Source organism: Pedobacter duraquae, assembly GCF_004362245.1.
In the GTDB taxonomy this organism is placed as follows: Bacteria; Bacteroidota; Bacteroidia; order Sphingobacteriales; family Sphingobacteriaceae; genus Pedobacter; species Pedobacter duraquae.
The window spans coordinates 70,173-90,141 of the sequence record NZ_SNWM01000002.1; the positions used below are offsets into that span (position 1 = coordinate 70,173).

Genomic DNA, 19,969 nt, shown 5'->3' on the forward strand with positions numbered 1-19,969 from the left:
TATTTATATGGGTAAATTATTTGACGATTTTGGGCATTTAAAATTTCAAAATGAAGCGGCTGTTAGCCAAAATTTTGTATTACCACTTTTGCAAGGATTTCTTGGGTACAAGCTTATTGATATTATTCCGGAAAAATATTTTCCGGCAAAGGATATTTATTCTGGCGTACGCTTTTCTGAGGGAGGATCTAAAGGCCTAATTCATAGGCCGGACTTCGTTATATGCCTCGATGGAAATCACGATATGGCAAAATTCATTATTGACAGCAAAGGTCCTGATGAAGACATTGATAACCATTTTGGCCAACTTCAATCTTATGCTCTAAGTGTAGGTAAAAATTTTATCATGCTGACAAATGGTAAAGAACTAAAGGTTTTTAATGTAAATGAACTTGTTTTTCATTCTAATGACATCGCAGATCTGCAAATAAAATTAACTGAATTACATGTTTTACTTGGGCGTAATAATCAAAATTCGAAGACTACAATAGAAATTTTGAAAGATGTAAATATTGAGGATGCTATTACGATAACAGATGAACAAAGGCTGATCGAAAATAAACGTAAACAGAAAGTTTTATTAGCGGATTTTAAAAATTACTTAGATAGAATTTCTAGGGAAAGTGATAAATGGTATTTGCCTAATCAATATTTTCAGGGGCTAGAAAACCTCAATTTGTCAGGCATCACACCAGACAATTTACTTACTTTTTGCGAATATGGCCAAAGTAAAATCTATGAAAAACAAAAACTATATAAAATTCATAATTTAAGACAGGATATTGAATTAAAGATAAAAGTTGTTGTAGGTGATACAGGTAGTGGTAAAACGAGCATGTTAAAATATTTGAATTGGCACATTGCTGAAACATGCCTTTCAAATAAAGACACTCGTATACCAATATATATCGCCTTAAGGGAGATTTCAAATGTTACCAAAATAAAGGATCTGATTTTATCTACCTTGAATCGTAATGGTTATACCATTTCATCCTTCTACGATTTACCAAAAAAAAATGAATTTATACTTTTCTTGGACGCTTATGACGAAGTACCGGAAATCTATCAGGATGAGACTTTCAGGGAAATAGAATATTTAGGTGAAAATTACGAATGTTTTATAACGACTAGGCCCAATAGTATTCCTAGATTTAAACCTTCTGTTGGTTTTGAAATATTACCAATTACTGATGAACAGATAAAAATAATCGTAGAGAATCATATAGGTGGCCAATATCATAATTTTCATTACCAACTGGAGCGAAGTGGAATGAAAAAAGAATCCGGCAATATCTTACTTCTACTTTGCTTGATTTCAGTTTTTAAAGAATTAAAGAGCCTACCTAAAACAGTTACGCAAGTTATTAGTGTAATAGTAAATAGAATAGAAAAATGGCAGATAAGTAAAAAGAAACAAACTGGAAATTTAAACTGGGAAACAATTTCAAAGCTACTTTCTATTCTTGCTTATTATTTGATTGATTCCGACAAAGCTTCTCTATCACGATCTGAGGTAGAGTCATTATTGGTAGCGCCTTTGATAGCTCTCGAAAACAATAGAAAAATTCAAATCGGGATCACAACGACCGAAATATTACACCAAATTGAAAAAACTGGTCTACTAGTTGGAGGAAGTGACAGCTTGTACTTTTGGCATCGTCTCTTTTTAAACCATTTCGCGAGCTTAGGACTGAAGGATAGACTAGACTCTGGGCATATTATAACCCTCGAAATGGTCAATGAAAAGAGGTGGCAACTTATAATTATCGGGGTAGCATCCTTTATAAAAGATTGTACACCCTTAATCCAACAGTGTAAGTTTGATCTATGGCTTTGCTCATCCTGTCTCCAGGAGAATGGTAATTGTAATCAGGAAGAATTTCAAATGATTGTGGATGATCTAATGGAACAAGTTTCCTCTGATATTCCTGAAATACGTGTCCGCGCCAGTTATTTTGTAACTAATATCGAAAGCGATTATGTTCTAAAAGAAATTTACACAGCGATTGAAAATGAAACTTCTGCAGAAATTAAAATGTTTGGTTTAAGCAGAATTGGAAAGACTAAATCCAAACTTGCATTAGACCTAATACTGAAAAATATCGAATGGACATCAGGTTCTTTCTTTTCAGGAAGCTCATCGCAAGCCCATATTGCGAGAGGTCTTTATTATTACCATGAAACTGAACATTTGCTGATAATAGAACGTTGGGAGAAAACTAATGATCTAATAATGAACAGAGAATGCGGAAGAATTTTCTTGGAATTACAAAATCAAGGAAATTTAACTGAAAATATCATTAAAAGATTAAAGGAACTATTTATCAAAAGCTTTATCAATTCAAAAGGTAATGACGATAAGTTAAGACAAATTTCCGATGTTCTTTCATCTTTGCCAGATACGGTTTTTAATAATAAGTTAGTTGATCTTTTATTCGAAACACACCACAGTGCATTTAGTTCACCAGCTAAAAATTTGCTAAAGCAAGCTGCATCTTTATCTACCATGGAGAAGATCAAAACCAAACTTTTTCAACACATTGAAGATAAAGGCGATATCACAGGATATTTGGTTGATATCATATGCGAAAGTAAATGCAAAGTTCCCAAAGAGTTATTTTTTGAACTAGCGGCGCATCCAAACAAAAATGTTGCCTATAAAGCAGTTGCTGCGCTGAGCCGGTTTAATTACGGAGAAGTTAAAGATAAAATTGACTTTTATTTTAATAGTAATGATCCGCAAATGCAAAATGGCGCTGCAGAAGCTTTGATTAATAATGGAGAGATTATTGAAATATTTAGAAAGAATGATTTTCCTTCAGCTATTTATGTACCTACAGCATACACACTTATAAAAGCAATACGTCGCTTTAATCTTTCTGAGGGAATAGAGCTATTAGACCGCATAACAGTATCTTTAAAAAAAGATTTTAGTGATTCTCACGAATACAGTTTAGCATTTGAAGTTGCAGGCGCCTACTATTTTATTGGTGAAAAAGAAAAGCAACGGAAAATTATTAAATGGTATTACAATGGAAAATCATTTACGCAGAAAAATTCTTATATACACTTTCACCTACTAAAAAAGCTTAAATTAATTGAGCCAAATTTGGCCACCGAAATAGTTATTTGCTTTTTTGAAACTTACTATCCTTTTGATATTAGTGCTGGAGGAATTCAAATGGATACTTTTTTAGAAGCAGTGGAAGAATTAGAGAACCCAATATTTATTCCACGCATAAAGAAAATTGTTGAAGATCTATGTGAAAATAAAATTGAAATTCAGGATGGTGGATTTCACTTTGAACGACCGATGAGGACGTTAGTGACTTTGGTCAAACCCGATGATGAAGATTGGGTCCTGAATTTGTTGGAGACTTTTAAAATAAATAATGGCTTCACGTTTCCCCAAATCAGAAGGGCAGTGGAATGCCTAGCATTCGCAGGTTCAAAACGTTCATTACCCATTATCAGGGAGTATGCAACAAAATATATAAACAAGGAGATAGTTGTCAATACCTGCCAGTATGCATTTGAAAGCATTTGCATGAGGGAAAAAATACAGCTAAACGGGGACCTTTTCACCTTGAAATTATAGTTAATAATTAATTAAACATAAATGATCATTAATTTGGATTATTACAAATGATTTATCAATAATAATTAAACCATAATGGAAAGTAATTTAAACTCAATAGCAAGTACAGTTATAATTAATATTGAAAACAATATTGCCAAAATCTTGCCGTTTTTAAACGAAAAACTGGTATGGCCTGAACTAGAATCTGTAAAAAGTGAAATTTTAATGTCTATATTAACAGGATGCAATCAAGCTGCTATCACATTAATAAACCATTGGCTAGAGCGATCTTTTAAAATGGCATTAATTTATCATACATCTGGTGGCAGGAAAGATAACTTTACATTACAAGCTGAAATTTATGAGTCGGCAATCAAAAAATATGACAACTGTACACTAAATGATAATATTAATTCGTGTTACGATTTACATTTAATTGATGATGCAATTAAAACAAGTTTAACAGTTATTAGAAAAAAGTTTAGGAACGCATACAGCCATGCAGAGGCAAATAAAATTTTTGATAATTTAGCAGCACCTATTTCAATATCTGCCACCGAGAAAGCTCATCAATTCTCGATAAAGTCCCAGTCAATAGCTTATATGCCGTTAATTTATGGACTAGCACAAGAAATTCTTGCAGAGGAAGAAGCATTTCCGTACTTTTTATCAGTAAGAGAAATCATAAATCATTTAGCTATAAAGGTCGAAAATATTAAAATATAGGAAATAATCAATCTTTATCCTGTGATTTAAAACCATATCTCATAAACCTTTCCAAAGTTCGAATTTTTATTACTTTTCTTTTTATTGCAGGTATTGCAATACAATTGGATATTGGTTGGATCATTTGCTCCATATAAACTTAATGGTAGAATATGATCAAAATTTGATGAGGTAAGGCGATTGAATTGACTTTTAAGATCTATACCGCACCAAGAACACATTCCTTTGTCGCGAAACTTTATCGCTTCCTTAACCCATACAGGTATTTTTGTCCTCTTAACTGTTCCTTTTTTAGACAGCCGATTCTCTGATATTTTAAGTTGATTAAAGTTCAACGAATTATTGAGATTGAATTTTTGCAAAAGTGCTCTATTAGAAAATAATATAAAAAAAACTTCGCAGTTTACCTTTTCATATAACAATTGAAATTTTGGCTCATTCTTTTTATACCAATGTTTTATCTGTTTTACGGTTGTAACTGGATTATACTCGGGATCATATTTAATACTAATAAAATCAATGTCAATTTCGTAATTCGTAAATTGACTTTGCAAAAAGTCTAACTCGATTATATCATCGCATACCTGATCAGCCATATCCTTAAAGAAGTAATTATAATATTCTATAAGAGCATGTTTAATGTATATATGAAGCAGTGTCTTTTTTCCAAATTGAAGAGTTCTTTCGCCTAAATTATCAAGATCATCTTTGTCGCTATAATTTAGTGGAACACCTGCCTCGATTGCATCTTCTACAATTGAACAAACTTTATAAACATGAGTGAGTATCAAATTTTTCTGCAATTTCGATTTTAATTCCATGATTTATATTTACCTACTTTCTCAATCATCACCAAGCTCTTCTTCATCACCATACCAAGACAACGTGTCCACGCCAAAATCATCAACTTGATAGGTAGAGTTTGGAAAATCTTCTGATATTTCGTATCTAATATGGGTTTCAAAAGGAAATGATTCACTCATATCCAATCCATCACCCTCGCGACGTTCTTGTTTAGATCCATATTCCAATGTTACATACAGCTCACCAGATACATTAACAATAATATGCTCATGACTAATTTCGCTAACAAAATAATCGCTGATCTCACTATAATCAATGGAATGATGTGGAGCTATCATATCAATGTTTTCGAAATAATTTTTAAGAATGGCATCAATCATTTGGTTATGAATGCTACTTTCCAATAAATTCGCGAGTTGACTTCGACACTCAGTAATGAGTTCAACGAAACTTTCAAAATTTGAAAACACACCGTGGCTTAAAGACTCTACATCCTCATCGGACAAATCGAAGACCTCGGGATTTATGTGAGTAAATTTATTTAATGAGTCGATTGACGACTTAATTGATCTTATGCTTCCCTTAAGTTCATCAACATTTAATCCAAAAGTACTCAAAATTCCATCACTAATTCCACCCTGAATAGCATATTTGATTCTTTGTGCTCTTGTAGGCTTTCCATCTTCCGTTTCAACAGAAAACCATGTGCATAAAAAAATGTTAGCTTCAGGAGATAAATTATACAAAAAGTGTCTGGAAAGCTCTCTTATACTATAAGCGAAATTGTTATATCTTAGCTTATTGTTATTTTCATTCAGACTCGCAATAGCTGCTTCGTAGAGATCCTTTTCAAACTTTGATGATAGCAACTTATAAATTTTTTCAGACTTATCCATTTTTTAAAAAATCCTTTAAAAGTATATGACTTAAATATGTAAAAAAATTATCAGTTTAATTCAATTGGAGAAATCTCTTTCGAAGATAATGGTTTGTTTGGCTCTAACGCTTCTATAAAATCTTTTGCGATTGTACAGAGTCAGGCAATTTGGCGGTAATGAAAATGCTTTTCCCTTTTCCAAGTGCGCCTACGGTCTTGAAAAGAATGCCATCCCCATCGTATCAATTGTTGCTATATTTGGTAAATGGACATTGATCTTAAGAAAACAAGATTAAAACAATCTAATATATAAAAATAATGGCTACAATAAAAAGGGAAGCTGGTGATAAAACGAAAGGTTTTACTTTACAGAAACAACACTTTCATTTCAGGCTATCGCCACACGAGTTCCGAGTAAGTGGCGCAAGATTCGGTTTGTGAAACAACCGGACATCTTGCCGATTGCAAAAAAGCCAGCAATCCCACAGACTTTTAAAGACTGCTTTTTGTGACTGTCTTTAATCTTTACAGAACTTCACAAACCCCGGCGCATCTGTTGTCGATGCGGACGGTCTTTATTAACCAGCCATTCATTCAGGTCTTTATGGCCTTCGTAAAGGATGCTCCTATCTTCATATCCGGCTTTCAGACTTAATACCTTATCCCTGCATTTATGTCCGGTTGCATCGTTATCCAGGTAGAGCCATTTCGTCTGGTAGCTGTTCATCAGGTCAATGGACTTTTCAAAGAAGGAAGTCGAATTGAGGATTAAAAAGTCGGTGCCTTTTGCTGCCGTTTTCCGATCAAGGGACAGGAAAGAAAGAAAGTCGGTAAATCCTTCAAATATGGCAAGCTTATCACTGCCATTTTTAATCAGGGTGATGTCCTTTGGCGAGCTGGAAAGCTTGGCATATTTTCTGCGAATTTCAAAGCCGCTGGAAATATTTTTAAAGCCGATCCCATAATAGCTGCGGTCGCCATAGGAATAGGTAATTTCCCTGCAATATTGCTGCGCAATTGCAGGACGGATTTTTCGCTCATCCAGGTAGGCGTGTAACCAATTTGAGGTAAGCTCCTTTTCAGTAAGAATAATGATCTTCTTTTGTTCTGGCTGATCCTGCTTTGCTGCCTGACGCGGTGCTGCAACCTGCTGCGGAAACGAAAAACCTTCGCTTAATTTCTCCAGCAATTCTTTAACGGGGCAGCGAAAATACTAGATGCCAAGATCAACCAGATTCCCTCCCTGCCCCAGTGCAAAATCAAACCACCTGTTCAGGGCGCTGTTGACCTTGAAGGAAGGGGTCTTTTCTTCATGCAGCGGGGAAAGATACCAGTGATCTGTTCCCCGGACATTTTTGGGCCGGTGGCCCAGCGAGGCTAAGAATTGAACAATATCCAATTGTTTAGCCTCTGCTACGTTTATTATTTTGTTGTTCTCCATCACCTTTTCTTTCTGCACTGATTCAATGGCAAAAGTAGATTGATAGGAGGATGTAGCACGCAGCCATTCAAATTTTCAATGGCTGCAAATGGAACGAAAGCCGGTAGTGAATTAAGTGCATCAAACAATGTGAAGATGGAAAAGGTGAGAGAATTGAAACAGTTGTACACACTATGCCTGAGCATATCAAGTATGCATGAGGCGGTAAAAATTGAACTGAAGATCAGGGGGAGGAACTTATTATTTCTATCCCAGCTTATTCAGAAGGGGCTGGTGAAATAAGAAGTTGGTGACTCGGAATGTATGGTGTGATCGGAAATGAATTCCAGGATGAACTAAGCGCAATCACCACCGATTTTTGCAGAAGACAGGACTAGTGGAATTGAGTGAGTTGCTCCGGTAGATCTAGGGTGAGCGTTATTGCTCACCCTTTTGTACGTTTATTGCAGTAGCAAAAATCCATAACCGGAAGAAAAGGATGCCGCTGGTTGTCGGAGAGTAGGACCGGGATGGCTGGCTTAAGGCAGGAAGCAGGGAAGGAATCAATTCCTACCTAAAGCCATATTGGGGAACGTTCATCGCTGAAAAATCATTTAAAAGAATGCCATTGGCAAAAACAAGCGGAACACCTGATATTCAGGGAAGTCTTAACTTTTAATCGTTTCATCATTCAATACCAAAACGAATTTAATCCGATCTGTTAGCCATCCATAAACAGCCCCTCTTAATGATTTTACTTCTGCACAAACCTCTTATGCCCGGGAAGGTCGGACCTCCAATAGCACGAGATTATATGAGCCACTTTAATCTCTGTGCTGATTAAAGCGGTTTATCAGGGTGTCTTTGCACTGGGCAGTAACGTTGCGGAAGAATGATATGAATCTAATATTGACTGAAGATGGCTACGATCACAGTTGAATCCTGGCTGAACCTCTATCAGATTAAAGTTTACTAGTTTATTGTCGAAATCCAGTTCAATAAAAGGTATTCCTGCAGAATTTATATGTACCGGAAATGGAAAAGGCATTTCCGGCAACTTCTTTACCAGCAACCGCGTTTCATACTCATCTTTAAAAACATTGCTGATATAAAATGCACCAAGCCTCGACGTTCTATTTATGACAAACGGCCTGTCATAGATGGCAGCAATTCTTTTTAAATTGGTTATCAAATCCTTGCTTAAATCACCTGATATTTCAGGGTAAAATACTTTTCTGAATGAATCGTGATTTTTAACTGTAATCTGAAATACCAGTTTTACCCCTGTACCCGCATTTCCAAAATGGTCCCACATTCCCCTTTGCATGTCTATATCAGAACTTTGGTTCCCGGTAAGTGATAAATAGAACAGATTTTCCATCAAAGCCTTTTTGCCGCTAACAGGGTGGGTGGAATTCTGGTAGCCGTCCATCCCGTATTCATCATAAACATGGATAAATTCATCATCCGATTCACGTTTCAACGGTGAGGTTAACCTCATTTTCTTTTGTTTCAGAATGGAATCAAAGGCATTTAAATCCGTAAAATGCGCGTACTGTCCATCAAGAGCAGGGGGATAATAATGATCAAAAATAATTGTCGTAAGCGTAGAATCTTGCATTCCCCAATTCCCAACACTCTGTGGCATAAACGTAATCTGTTCAGCAGTAATGACCGGGCAATTTGCGTTAATAAGGCTTTCATTGACCGAGGTCAGCAATTCCTGCTTCTGGTCCTTGTTTAACTTTCCAGCCTCAGCTATTAATTTATTTAACTCTTTTTCTGATAATTTCATATATAAATATATTTTACTAAATTTTAAACCAGTGTAATTTTATCTGGATTTGCTTTAAGAAGAAAAACTGTCTTAAACTCCTCAGCAACAATAATCGGTATCGTCATTACATCAAAATAGCAGCAAACAGAGAAACGATGATTGCCGTCCTGAATATTTATTGAGAAACCATAGCTATTAATGATAACAGGGATTAACTTTTCTCCTGATTCCCATTTTTCAAGTATATCGACGATCTTATCATTATTTCGAGCTTTCCAGAATTTCTTCTTATCAAAAACGCTCTTCAATCTTTTTGTTGCGATCCTAAATAACTCTTCTACCTCAATGTGATAAATACTGTATGCACTGTTTTTTTGAAGAAATTTTGGGTAGTCATTAAGTAACCTCGTAAAATCAATTTCCGATTGATCCAGATGCCAAAAAGGGGTCAATATAAATTCCTTATTCTTTAGTGCTTTCCTGTAGTGTTTTTCAAGTTCTCTAAATCTATTGTCTTCCTCATTTCGTTGTTGCTGATTCTGTATATTGAAATAATCTCCGGTATTCATTGAACGTATTTAGTGCGGGAATATACCATTTTACCATCAAAATTATTATATATCAAAGACTTCTCCGATCGGCATGTACCGGCGTCGGCGCAATTCTTGAAACCTCAATGGCGGGACAATCAAAATCAGTGACCACTTTCCCTTCGATCAGGTGGATGCCACTTCCACGAATCGGATAAGCTCGCAAAGAAGGCGGGAAATGTACTGTATCAAAGAAGTCACCATTGACATCGAAGAACGTGCCGAACTTCATATAGTCTCCGCGTTTGGTGCGAACTGTCTTGTCACATACAAATTTTCCGACCACGCGCACAGTCGTGCCTACAAATTCTTTCAGGTTGCGCGCTAATACTTCGCCTTTAAATTCACTTTTAGCAAGGTCAAACATCGAACCCGTCAGCAAAACAGACTGAGGGAATATGTTGATCTATGCCAGATGCTTTATAAATTTGCAGACGATGATGACGTTTTTATGCGTGACTTCGAAGGCAGCTACCTACCCGATAGGCTTGGAAGGAAGCTGCTTACCTTTATGTGCCATGTAGATTATGCCCACCGCCCGGTCCATGGGCAACGCACCTCACTGATGTCCTTTATAAACTTTTCGCCCACAAGAGAGATGAAAAGACAAGCCAGAACAATGCAGTACCTAACCCTGGCTCGAATGGGACGATCAGCACCGATACGGTTGGTGCGAATACGCCTTGGGTATTGGCTATATATCTGGCTATGAGCAACCAAGAGCAAAATCAAGGAAGAACACAGTATAGAAATTATTCACCAGGAGTTAGTTCATTGTTCAACGCCAACAAATACTTAATCCGAAGCAGCAGTATAAATAAACCCCACTTCTCACTTAACTTTATAAATCTTTTTGACGTCTGCTAGAGATTCTAGGTCAAGAAATGCCTGGTTCAACTCGGCTTCTTTGAGAACAACAGTGTTTTTGAGTTCCAGCAACCAATCCCAATTTGAATCATATTGTTCTTTTACTTTTTAAATGATGCGACAAACAAAAATATTTTCGTAAATTAGGTTTATAAAAACACTCAGGCATTTAACAGTGAGTTCTCAGTGAGTACCACTTTGAAAACACTTAAAAATATACTTTAAACACGGAAAAACGAGATAGGTTCAAATCCCTCTCTCTCCGCTGGTAACACTACCAAAAAGTATAAAAAGCCTGTTAATGTATCATTAACAGGCTTTTTTGTTTTTAAGATGTGTCAAATTGTTCATCTAAAACCATCTTCCAGTGAGTAATCTGTGAGTTAGGGTCTGAATACTAATTTACTCACTGGATAGAACTTCAAGCGATTGAAGAAGAAAAGCTGCTGGCAGGTCTATAAGGCCAATAGCTTTGTCCCAAGTACAACATAAACATGGAAAGGATTTTTTAAATGCACTTGAAGAGATTCGAACGTACAGAAACTGAAAGATAGATTAATCGAACTGTGTATATCATCAAATCAAAATAAAGACAGCAAATATTAATGAGATTAAAGGCATCGATTTAATGCATAAAGATTGCGAGATGCGTGTTATTATAACTATTAATGCATTAACTGAAGGCTGGGATTGCCTATATGCTACATTTTAGCATCGCTTGCTGATAAAAATTCCGTTGTAAATGTAGCGCCGATTTTGGGGGAGTGTTAAGGCAGTCGTATGTAATGAAACATAACTCTCATTATTTACTATTGGTCTGTTAAGCAGTCTTTTTTTGCTACATTTACGCATACCAATCTGGCGCAGATTTATTATATTTCGAAAACAATCAATGACAAAAGCTATTCTTTCTTTATTTATCATACTGCTAATTTCCAGTTGTGGTGGAATTGGCGCCCATCGTAGAGTACAAATTATCGGTAACTATTATCTATTAGCTCCAGACTTGGATACTGAGATGGCTGTCAGTTACAAGGATACTGAGAGTTCGTATTCCGGGATTGTTAGTTCAATGGTATTTGAAATAGGGCATAACAAAGACTATATTATTGCCAAACAACATCCAAATGACTTAAAAAAAGGAATAGACTCTACGGTAACTAACTACTATATCATACCTATTAAGCAAGAGCTAAAAACATTTACTGATCCTAAGAGTCTTGGTCCGTTCGATCTGGCACAATTCGAAAGTAAAAGAAAAGATCTCGGTATAACTCCTATACCGTTTACAAGTGCATTTAAGTAAAAATAACAGCATCGTTAGATTTAGATTCATAGAGATGGTAATCAACTTATGATTACCTGTGCCCTCACACCACCGTAAGTGCCGTTCGGCATATGGCGGTTCATTAAACATCAACAGCGTTTAGGGCTACAATTTCTTGAAGACATATAGTGATTAAGTATTAAATATCTTGATTTCAACTACTTGAAAACTAGGATTAAAAAATATACTCGTATTTTGCCATATTAACTATCGAACCCCAAGTCTAAAAAAAGTATCAGGCAAACCGATTCGATAAAATCTGTAATCATTAAAATTAATTAACCAAAATATTTGTTTAGTTAACGACTCGTTATTAAATTAGAGTTACAGTCTTTCCGCCTAAGAAAATAATTACAATCAATAAAAACGTATTAACCGTTATATACAGATATCAACAGAACCTAAAAACGCTTTTAAACAACCGAGCTAATGTATTTTCGTGATTTCTACAAACGATAAGTAGGTAATCGTTGGCCATTAAATAAGAGCAATATTTGGAATACTGTTATAAGTGATTAATACATAACCAACCCAAATTGGTAAATATCAATTTGGGTTACCTTAAAAATTAGAAGTATGAAAAATATTCAGCGATCGATTTTGCTAGTTATCATTCTTTTTCTTACTGCTGTCGAACTACGTGCCCAAAACGGACTGACAGGAGTTGTAACTTATAAAAGCTACTATCCTGATAAAAAACAAAGGAATAGAAGTGTAGATATGACAGTCTACTTCAACAGCTATGAAAGCCTATTGGCTAATTTAGGACAAACAAGTCAACCAGCTATTAAAGTTGAAAAAATAGACGATGGCTTTAATTTCACATTACCATACGGCGATTCTTTGGGAGGCAGAATTTATAGAAATATAAAAAATAACCTGATGGTTATAAGAAGACCAGAAAACTCAATTAGTGACGCATTTATTGTTAAGGAAGACTGGTTAGCTATAAACTGGAAAATAGAAACCGCAACAAAAAAAATAGGAAAGTATACGGCTACCAAGGCTACAGGCAGTTTTAGAGGTCGTGATTATACTGCCTGGTTTACTTACGACATTCCCGTGCCATTTGGACCTTGGAAATTGCATGGATTACCCGGTTTGATTTTGGAAGCCGAGGACAGTGAAAAAATGATGCGGTTTTATGTGACAGAAATCAAGATACCCTACAACACCGAAGAAATTATTAAGGTGCCAACTGCAGCAAAAGAACTTACGCTTAAGGAAGAAGCTTACATGCAAGATAATTTTGACGACTTATTGGCAAAAAAACTAAATGCTAGATTGCCACAAGGAAGTAGATTTACACCGAATCCAAGCAAAGACGGCAGAAAGTATCGAACCGAGAAAACATATGAGTGGGAAACCGATGCAATAAATGAAAATAAAAAATAGACTCTTATGGATCGTAGTTTTTTTACTTTTTGCTCATGTATCAAATGCACAAATAAAGGGTAAGGTATCAAATCAAAAAGAGGCTCCTATTGAATTTGTTACTGTTGTTCTGAAAAAAGCGAACGATAGTAGCTTTGTTGCTTACACACGCACTAATGAAAATGGTTTTTATTCATTACATCCAAAAACCACCGGTAAATTTTTGTTAAGCTTCTCATTTTTAGGTTTTGCAAAACAAGAAATTAGAGTTGAAGTATTAGATGCAAATCAAAATACAAATTTTAACGTAATCTTAAAGGAAGAATCTATCGCCTTAAACGATGTTATTGTACGAACAGAAGATATTGTTCAAAAAAAGGACACCATTGTATTCAATGCCAAAGCATTTGCACAAGGTAATGAAGAAGTAGTTGAAGATCTACTAAAAAAAATCCCTGGTTTAACCATTGAAGCAGATGGAACCATCAAAGTGGGAAACCAGGAAGTTGAAAAGGTGATGGTAGAAGGTGATGATTTCTTTGAACGCGGGTATAAAATACTGACCAAAAATATGCCTGCAAAACCTATTGATAAGATTGAGCTGCTCCAAAATTATTCCAACAATCGCCTGTTAAAAGGCGTTGAACAAAGCGAGCGTATTGCCTTGAACCTAAAATTAAATGATGATGCCAAACATATATGGTTTGGTAATATGACATTGGGATACGATGCGTTTGCTGATCAGCAAAGGTATTTTGGCAAAGCCAACCTAATGAATTTCGGCAAGAAAAATAAATACTATTTCTTAACCAATTTTAATAATATTGGCTATGATGCCACGGGAGATATCAATCACCTCATTAGGCCAATGCGATCTGACGAGCCTTCAAGTATAGGCGATGATCAAAATATATCGCAGCTCATTAACTTATCTGCCAGTCCCCCCAACTTTAAACGAAGCAGAACTACGTTTAATAACGCAAAAATGGGTTCACTAAATGCCATTTTTAATCCGTCCGAAAAGTTGAAGATTAAAACACTAGGGTTTTTCAATGGCGATCAATTGGATTTTTTCAGAAATCGTGCCGATAATGTTTCTGTAAATGACTTAAACTTTACCAACACCGAAGATTACCAACTCCATAATCGTAGTAAGATCGGCTTTGGAAAAGCCGACCTCACCTATAATATTTCTGAAAGTAAGGTGATAGAAAGCGCTACAAAGTATCAAAACGCTAACTTTCTGAGTAATTCTGATCTGTTTTTTAACGGACAGTCGACCATTGAGCAGTTAGATAATCCTGTAGAACTGTTAGACCAGAAAATAAGTTACACCGCTAAATTTAATGACAAAAGAGTGCTGCTGCTCACGGGTCGTTTTATTCGTGAAACTGCACCACAAAATTATTCGGTCAACCTGTTCTTGTTTGGGGACTTATTTCCCAACATTAATGCAAACAATGTTGGGCAAACTTTAAACCAAAAAATGACCTTTGCTGGTTTTGAAGCCCATCTCCTGGACCGAAAAGAAGGTGAAAATCTTTTAGAGTTAAAACTCGGTAATTCTTACAGACGCGATATACTTGATAGTAAATTTTCACTTTTTGAAAACGGAACATTGATCAATAATCCGCAAGGCTTTCAAAATGAGCTCACCTATGCTGTGAACGATATCTATGCTAAAGGCAAGTATCGATACAATCTAGATAAAATTGCCCTTATTGCCAATCTATCAGTTCATCAATTATTTAACAATATAGATCAGAACAGCCAATCCACTGCACAACAGCCTTTTTTTGTCAACCCGAGCTTGGGTCTGGATTGGACAATTAACAAAAATAATAAAATACGGACGTCTTACGCGCAGAATAGAACAAATGCAGAAATAATAAATCTATATGATAATTTTGTGTTAACGGGTTTTAGGAGTTTTTCCAGCGGCCTTGGAGAGCTAAGTCAGTTAGATGCTGATGCTTTGTTTTTAAGTTATCAGTTAGGCAACTGGAGTGACCGATTCTTTGCCAATACCACATTTGTGTACACTAAAAATCGCGATTTCTTTTCAACCAACACCTTAATCAATCAAAATTTCACACAGTCAGAAGCCATTATTATTAAAGATCGGAAGTTATTTAACGCAAGTACCTCTTTAGATTTTTTTTTAAAAAAACTGGAAAGTAACGTTAAGGTGAAATTGGGCTACACACAATCAGAATTCAAAAACATCGTAAACAACGCTCAGCTTAGGGAAGTTAACTCTATCAATTATAACTATGGCATGGAATATAGGACCGCATTTGACGGGTTATTGAACTTCCATTTTGGAAGTATGTGGTCAACAAACAAAATAGAAACGACTATAAGAAATAAATTCACCAATAATGTGAGTTTTTTAGATATGACTTTGACATTTAACAAGAAACTAAATATTGATGTCAGTTCAGAACGCTATTATTTTGGGAATTTAGAAAAAGACAAAAATTATTATTTCTTAGATTTTGATGCCAGATATACGGTAAAGGAAAACAAACTTACGCTGATGTTGTCTGGTAAAAACTTGTTCAACACGAACACATTTAGAACTTTTACAATAAGTGATATTGGAACCTCAACAACTGAATACAGACTTCTGCCAAGATTTGTGTTATTAAAAATGGAATACAGATTTTAATAGCTCAATCTCATATAACTATGCGATCAATAATCCAATTAGGTACGAAGTCTGTGACCATATACTTCCCCATTTACTCAGAAACTTTCTTTAATAAATTAGAAAAATTTACACAGACAAGAAAAATAGAAGAAAATGATTTCGGGATGCTATTTCGATCCTTATGGCGTTATATATGGCATTTAATACACTAGCCTCCACATAGGGTTTGCGTACCATTTGAGTACCATGTGTCAGGCTATGTGGTGCCTACTTGTTGCCTACTTGGACGCTAAGTGAACCCTACTTGAATGCCTTTCTTATAGAACCCTTTACCTACCCATTATCTATAAAACCCAACTACCACCTCTCCTGCCCTGGATACAATAGCTACCCATTTAGAATCCATAGAAATAAATACTTTAGAAATTTTATTACCGGCAATTTAAGACGCAAAAAATTTACTCAGCCGCTCTATCTGATGATACATGTATAGCTACCAAATCTTGATCCTTTGGTTTGCTGACCTCTAATTGTCAACGCCAGGCTACACACAGTCCATAAACAACCTTACTTTTTCTCTAAGATTATATTTTCAGTAATATTCAACGAAATACCTTGATAAATTAAGCAATCACTTTTTTTGGACACCCCGTTGATATAAAGATCAATCTGAATCTGTTTCTTTGCACCCAATTAGGGAAAGAGATCATTGATGGAGAAACAAGTATTAAAGGGAGCATTATTGGTTGGGCTCGGGGCATCAAGTTATGGTGCATTGGCAACAGTAGTTAAACTCGCGTATGCGCATGGATTTACAACGGCTGAGGTGACTACATCGCAGTTTACTGTCGGTTTTTTAGGCATCATGCTGCTACAGATTTTTGTCAAAACAAAAGAAAAACAACAGGAAATAAAAAAGCCGTTTTCTATTCTGAAGCTAATGGTTGGCGGAGCTTCTATGGGCCTTACGAGCATATTTTATTATTTTGCTGTTAAATATATACCTGTTTCTGTTGCTATAGTCCTGTTAATGCAGTCGGTGTGGATGGGCTTATTATTAGAAGCTGTGCTCGATAAGAAAATGCCATCAAAGAGAAAACTGGCAGCAACGCTGGTCGTTTTGCTCGGTACAGCACTGGCCACAAATATTTTTTCTTCTGCGCACGAATTAAGCTGGAAAGGGGTTGCCTGGGGCTTTGCAGCGGGGCTTTCATACACAATTTCCCTATACTCTTCAAACAGCATCGCTACACATCTGCATTCTATCAAAAGAAGCCTTTGGTTAATGGCGGGTGGCTTGACAATAATTGTGCTGATCTTCTCCACAACCTCGTATGGTAATTTCAACTTTGCAATCTTCTATCCCTGGGGTATTTTCCTGGCACTTTTTGGGACCATATTACCTCCTTTGTTGTTTACCAGCGGCATGCCCCATACTGGTATAGGGCTTGGAACAATCATCGCATCTATTGAGCTTCCTGTGTCAGTATTATTTGCCTATGTTTTATTAAAAGAGCCGGTAAACCTCTTCCAATGGACAGGAATATGCCTGATCATTAGCGCTGTAGTACTGATGAATGTGAAGTTCGCTAAGAAATAGGTGATGTGTTCTATTCCTGATACTTCATATTCTGAACTATTATAGCATCAATCGCCTCGTGGGCTGCCTACTTACCAAATCTTGACCCTTTGATCTTCGGGCTTATAATTTTTATCACCAGGTTGCACATTAAATGCCTGATAAAATGGTTGGAAATTCATTAATGGCCCATTTACACGCCACATAGCAGGTGAATGGGGGTTGGTGTTCACGTAAGTCCGGAGAAATGCATCTCTCGTTTTCACCCTCCATATCCTTGCAATAGATAAGAAAAACCGCTGATCCGGTGTAAAACCATCAATTTTGACATTTCCTTTTCCCTGTTCAGTCAACTTAAACGCATCGTAAGCCATAGCAATCCCACCATTGTCGGCAGTGTTTTCACCCAATGTCAGCGGTCCTTTTACATGGACATCACCTAACACAGTAAATGAACTATAAAGATCAGACAACTGTTTTGTCTTTTCGTTAAACTTCTTGTAGTCTTCCATTGTCCACCAGTTTTTTACGTTACCATCCTTATCAAACTGTGCGCCCTGGTCGTCAAAGGCATGTGTCATTTCATGACCAATTACCATTCCGATTCCACCATAATTAATCGCGTCATCTGCCGCAAAATCAAAATAAGGAAATTGTAAGATCCCTGCCGGGAAAACTACCTCATTAGACGACGGACTGTAATAGGCTGTAACGGTTGATGGTGTTGTGCTCCATTCTGTTTTGTCAACAGGTTTGTTAAGCTTGGCTAACTGGTACGCATAGCCATTTCGTTTAATCGACAAGATATTTTCAAAGTATTTGTCCTTGCTAACCTGTACCTGATCATAATTGCGCCACTTATCTGGGTAGCCAAGTTTTTTGGTGATCGCATAAAGCTTCTCTACTGCCTTACGTTTGGTACTATCGCTCATCCAGTCCAGATGATTAATCCTATTTTCGAAAGCTTTTTGCAAATTATTTACCAATACCAGCACACGTTTTTTTGAATCCTCATTAAAATAACGCTTCACATACAACTGCCCCAGGGCCTGTCCGAGATAACCATCAACGTTATCGGTCATTATTTGCCTGCGGGGTTTTTGCGTGGCTTGTCCTGACAATACCTTGTTAAACTCAAATGCAGCATTTACAAAAGGTTCACTAAGTAATACCGAATAGTCTTTAAGCGTATTTGCTTTCAAATAGATTTTCCAATCGTTGATGGAAACAGATTTTAATAACCCATTTAAGTTATCGTAATAAGCGGGTTGGGCCACATCGATCGAGTCGGTCGTTGCACCAATGTTAGCAAGTAATGCTGACCAGCCTATATTTGGCTGTGTTTGGTTAATGGCTGCTACCGCTAACTTGTGGTAATTCGCTTTAACATCCCTTCGTTCAATATTTGTTTTATGCGAAGCAGCATTTTGTTTTTCGATGTCATAAGTTATATCTGCGTTCTTATTTGCTGCAGCGGCGTTACTTCCCGTTAACTGAAATAAGGTGCTGATGTATTTTTTATAAGCTTGCTGAATGCCAATTGTAGATGAATCTGTTTTAAAATAATAATCTCTTTCAGGTAAACCAATGCCAGTTTGAGCAACATGAGCGATGTTGATGCTACTGTTTTTGTTGTCGGGAGAAATTCCAAAGCCTATAATTGAACGGTTACCTGCTTTCAGCTCCGCTGCTACAAATTTCATCAGGGAGGGTACATCATTAATAGCATCAATCCGTATAAGTGTTGGTTTAACTGGTTGGTATCCCCGTTTGTTGATCGTAGCCAGATCCATACCCGAAGCGTAAAAATCGCCTACCTTCTGTTCAACACTTCCCATTGTGTTTTTGGTTTTTGAAACACTATCGAGGATGTTTTGCAGCAGTTGTTTTTGAGGAATATTCATGAAACTATAGGAACCTACGCCTGACTGATCACTGGCGATTTTTGCAGTATCGTTCCAGCGGCCATTAACGAAGCGAAAAAAATCATCCCCCGGCTTTATGGAGGTATCTATCCCGGCCACATCAACAAAACCCTTCCTGTGATCGTCTTTATAAATCCATGCACTTAAAACCACCAACGCAGCGCCCAGGTAAAATACTTTCTTCATAAACTCAAGATTTGTTTAAATATAATATCTGCAAAATAAACAATTGCAACCGCTTAGCAAATTAGCTATCAATTTATTTGCGCCTTTGGATTTAGCTAGCCTATTTGGCGTAAGGAGCTATCAGACAATTTACTTATACGCCAATCAGCTGACCGTAAATAATTATGGTATCAGGGGCAGAATGGCCATATTATGTGCCACGTTTAATTTGTAATGATTCGATTCCAGAATATCATTGATTTTATGCAAAATAAAATAACCTTAAATCACTAATTTTATTAAGT

General features: G+C 36.3%; 15 protein-coding genes. 7 read left to right on the forward strand and 8 right to left on the reverse strand.

Annotated elements, in window-relative coordinates:
- Positions 1-7 precede the first annotated feature (7 nt).
- Positions 8-3,598: an NACHT domain-containing protein gene (locus CLV32_RS06415; protein ID WP_133553666.1), complete on the forward strand. Its 3,591-nt coding sequence runs from the start codon at positions 8-10 to the stop codon at positions 3,596-3,598.
- 75 nt (positions 3,599-3,673) lie between these two features.
- The gene (locus CLV32_RS06420) at positions 3,674-4,306 is read left to right on the forward strand and encodes a hypothetical protein (RefSeq protein WP_133553668.1); all 633 of its coding nucleotides are present in this window, start codon (positions 3,674-3,676) and stop codon (positions 4,304-4,306) included.
- A 26-nt stretch (positions 4,307-4,332) separates the two neighbouring features.
- Here CLV32_RS06420 and CLV32_RS06425 read toward each other — a convergent pair whose 3' ends face one another.
- The 4 genes from CLV32_RS06425 to CLV32_RS06440 all read right to left on the reverse strand — a co-directional run bounded on the left by CLV32_RS06425 (position 4,333) and on the right by CLV32_RS06440 (position 7,446).
- Entirely contained in the window at positions 4,333-5,127 is a 795-nt protein-coding gene (locus CLV32_RS06425) for an HNH endonuclease (RefSeq protein ID WP_133553670.1), read from the reverse strand.
- Positions 5,128-5,148: 21 nt separating this feature from the next.
- A complete protein-coding gene (locus tag CLV32_RS06430; RefSeq protein WP_133553672.1) occupies positions 5,149-6,006 on the reverse strand; it encodes a pPIWI-associating nuclease domain-containing protein in 858 nt (285 codons plus the stop codon).
- Positions 6,007-6,522: 516 nt separating this feature from the next.
- Positions 6,523-7,176, reverse strand: coding sequence for a toprim domain-containing protein (locus tag CLV32_RS06435; protein WP_133553674.1), 654 nt, complete (start codon positions 7,174-7,176; stop codon positions 6,523-6,525).
- Positions 7,177-7,200: 24 nt separating this feature from the next.
- On the reverse strand, positions 7,201-7,446 hold the full coding sequence (locus CLV32_RS06440) for a CHC2 zinc finger domain-containing protein (protein WP_166641900.1): 246 nt from the start codon (positions 7,444-7,446) through the stop codon (positions 7,201-7,203).
- 60 nt (positions 7,447-7,506) lie between these two features.
- On the opposite strand from CLV32_RS06440, the gene CLV32_RS06445 reads away from it, so the two are divergent.
- A complete protein-coding gene (locus CLV32_RS06445) occupies positions 7,507-7,710 on the forward strand; it encodes a hypothetical protein (RefSeq protein ID WP_133553677.1) in 204 nt (67 codons plus the stop codon).
- Positions 7,711-8,260: 550 nt separating this feature from the next.
- Here the strand turns inward: CLV32_RS06445 and CLV32_RS06450 are convergent.
- From CLV32_RS06450 to CLV32_RS06460, 3 genes are read right to left on the reverse strand one after another with little or no spacing between them, the layout of a single operon-like run.
- A complete protein-coding gene (locus CLV32_RS06450) occupies positions 8,261-9,202 on the reverse strand; it encodes a hypothetical protein (protein WP_133553679.1) in 942 nt (313 codons plus the stop codon).
- Positions 9,203-9,225: 23 nt separating this feature from the next.
- Positions 9,226-9,753: a hypothetical protein gene (locus CLV32_RS06455; protein ID WP_133553681.1), complete on the reverse strand. Its 528-nt coding sequence runs from the start codon at positions 9,751-9,753 to the stop codon at positions 9,226-9,228.
- Positions 9,754-9,805: 52 nt separating this feature from the next.
- Positions 9,806-10,141 carry a hypothetical protein gene (locus tag CLV32_RS06460; RefSeq protein ID WP_133553683.1) on the reverse strand — a complete coding sequence of 112 codons (336 nt, stop codon included), beginning with the start codon at positions 10,139-10,141 and terminating at the stop codon, positions 9,806-9,808.
- A 1,392-nt stretch (positions 10,142-11,533) separates the two neighbouring features.
- Here CLV32_RS06460 and CLV32_RS06470 point away from each other — a divergent pair.
- The 4 genes from CLV32_RS06470 (at position 11,534) to CLV32_RS06485 (ending at position 17,595) form a co-directional block, all read left to right on the forward strand.
- Positions 11,534-11,947: a DUF3997 domain-containing protein gene (locus CLV32_RS06470; RefSeq protein WP_133553685.1), complete on the forward strand. Its 414-nt coding sequence runs from the start codon at positions 11,534-11,536 to the stop codon at positions 11,945-11,947.
- Positions 11,948-12,544: 597 nt separating this feature from the next.
- The gene (locus CLV32_RS06475) at positions 12,545-13,363 is read left to right on the forward strand and encodes a GLPGLI family protein (protein WP_133553687.1); all 819 of its coding nucleotides are present in this window, start codon (positions 12,545-12,547) and stop codon (positions 13,361-13,363) included.
- On the forward strand, positions 13,347-16,013 hold the full coding sequence (locus tag CLV32_RS06480; protein WP_133553689.1) for a carboxypeptidase-like regulatory domain-containing protein: 2,667 nt from the start codon (positions 13,347-13,349) through the stop codon (positions 16,011-16,013). Before CLV32_RS06475 ends, CLV32_RS06480 begins: the two co-directional genes overlap by 17 nt.
- Positions 16,014-16,707: 694 nt before the next feature.
- Positions 16,708-17,595 (forward strand): EamA family transporter, encoded by an 888-nt coding sequence (locus CLV32_RS06485; RefSeq protein ID WP_133553690.1) that lies wholly within the window; start codon positions 16,708-16,710, stop codon positions 17,593-17,595.
- A gap of 71 nt (positions 17,596-17,666) precedes the next feature.
- Here the strand turns inward: CLV32_RS06485 and CLV32_RS06490 are convergent, their stop codons facing one another.
- The gene (locus tag CLV32_RS06490; RefSeq protein ID WP_133553692.1) at positions 17,667-19,685 is read right to left on the reverse strand and encodes a M13 family metallopeptidase; all 2,019 of its coding nucleotides are present in this window, start codon (positions 19,683-19,685) and stop codon (positions 17,667-17,669) included.
- Positions 19,686-19,969 lie beyond the last annotated feature (284 nt).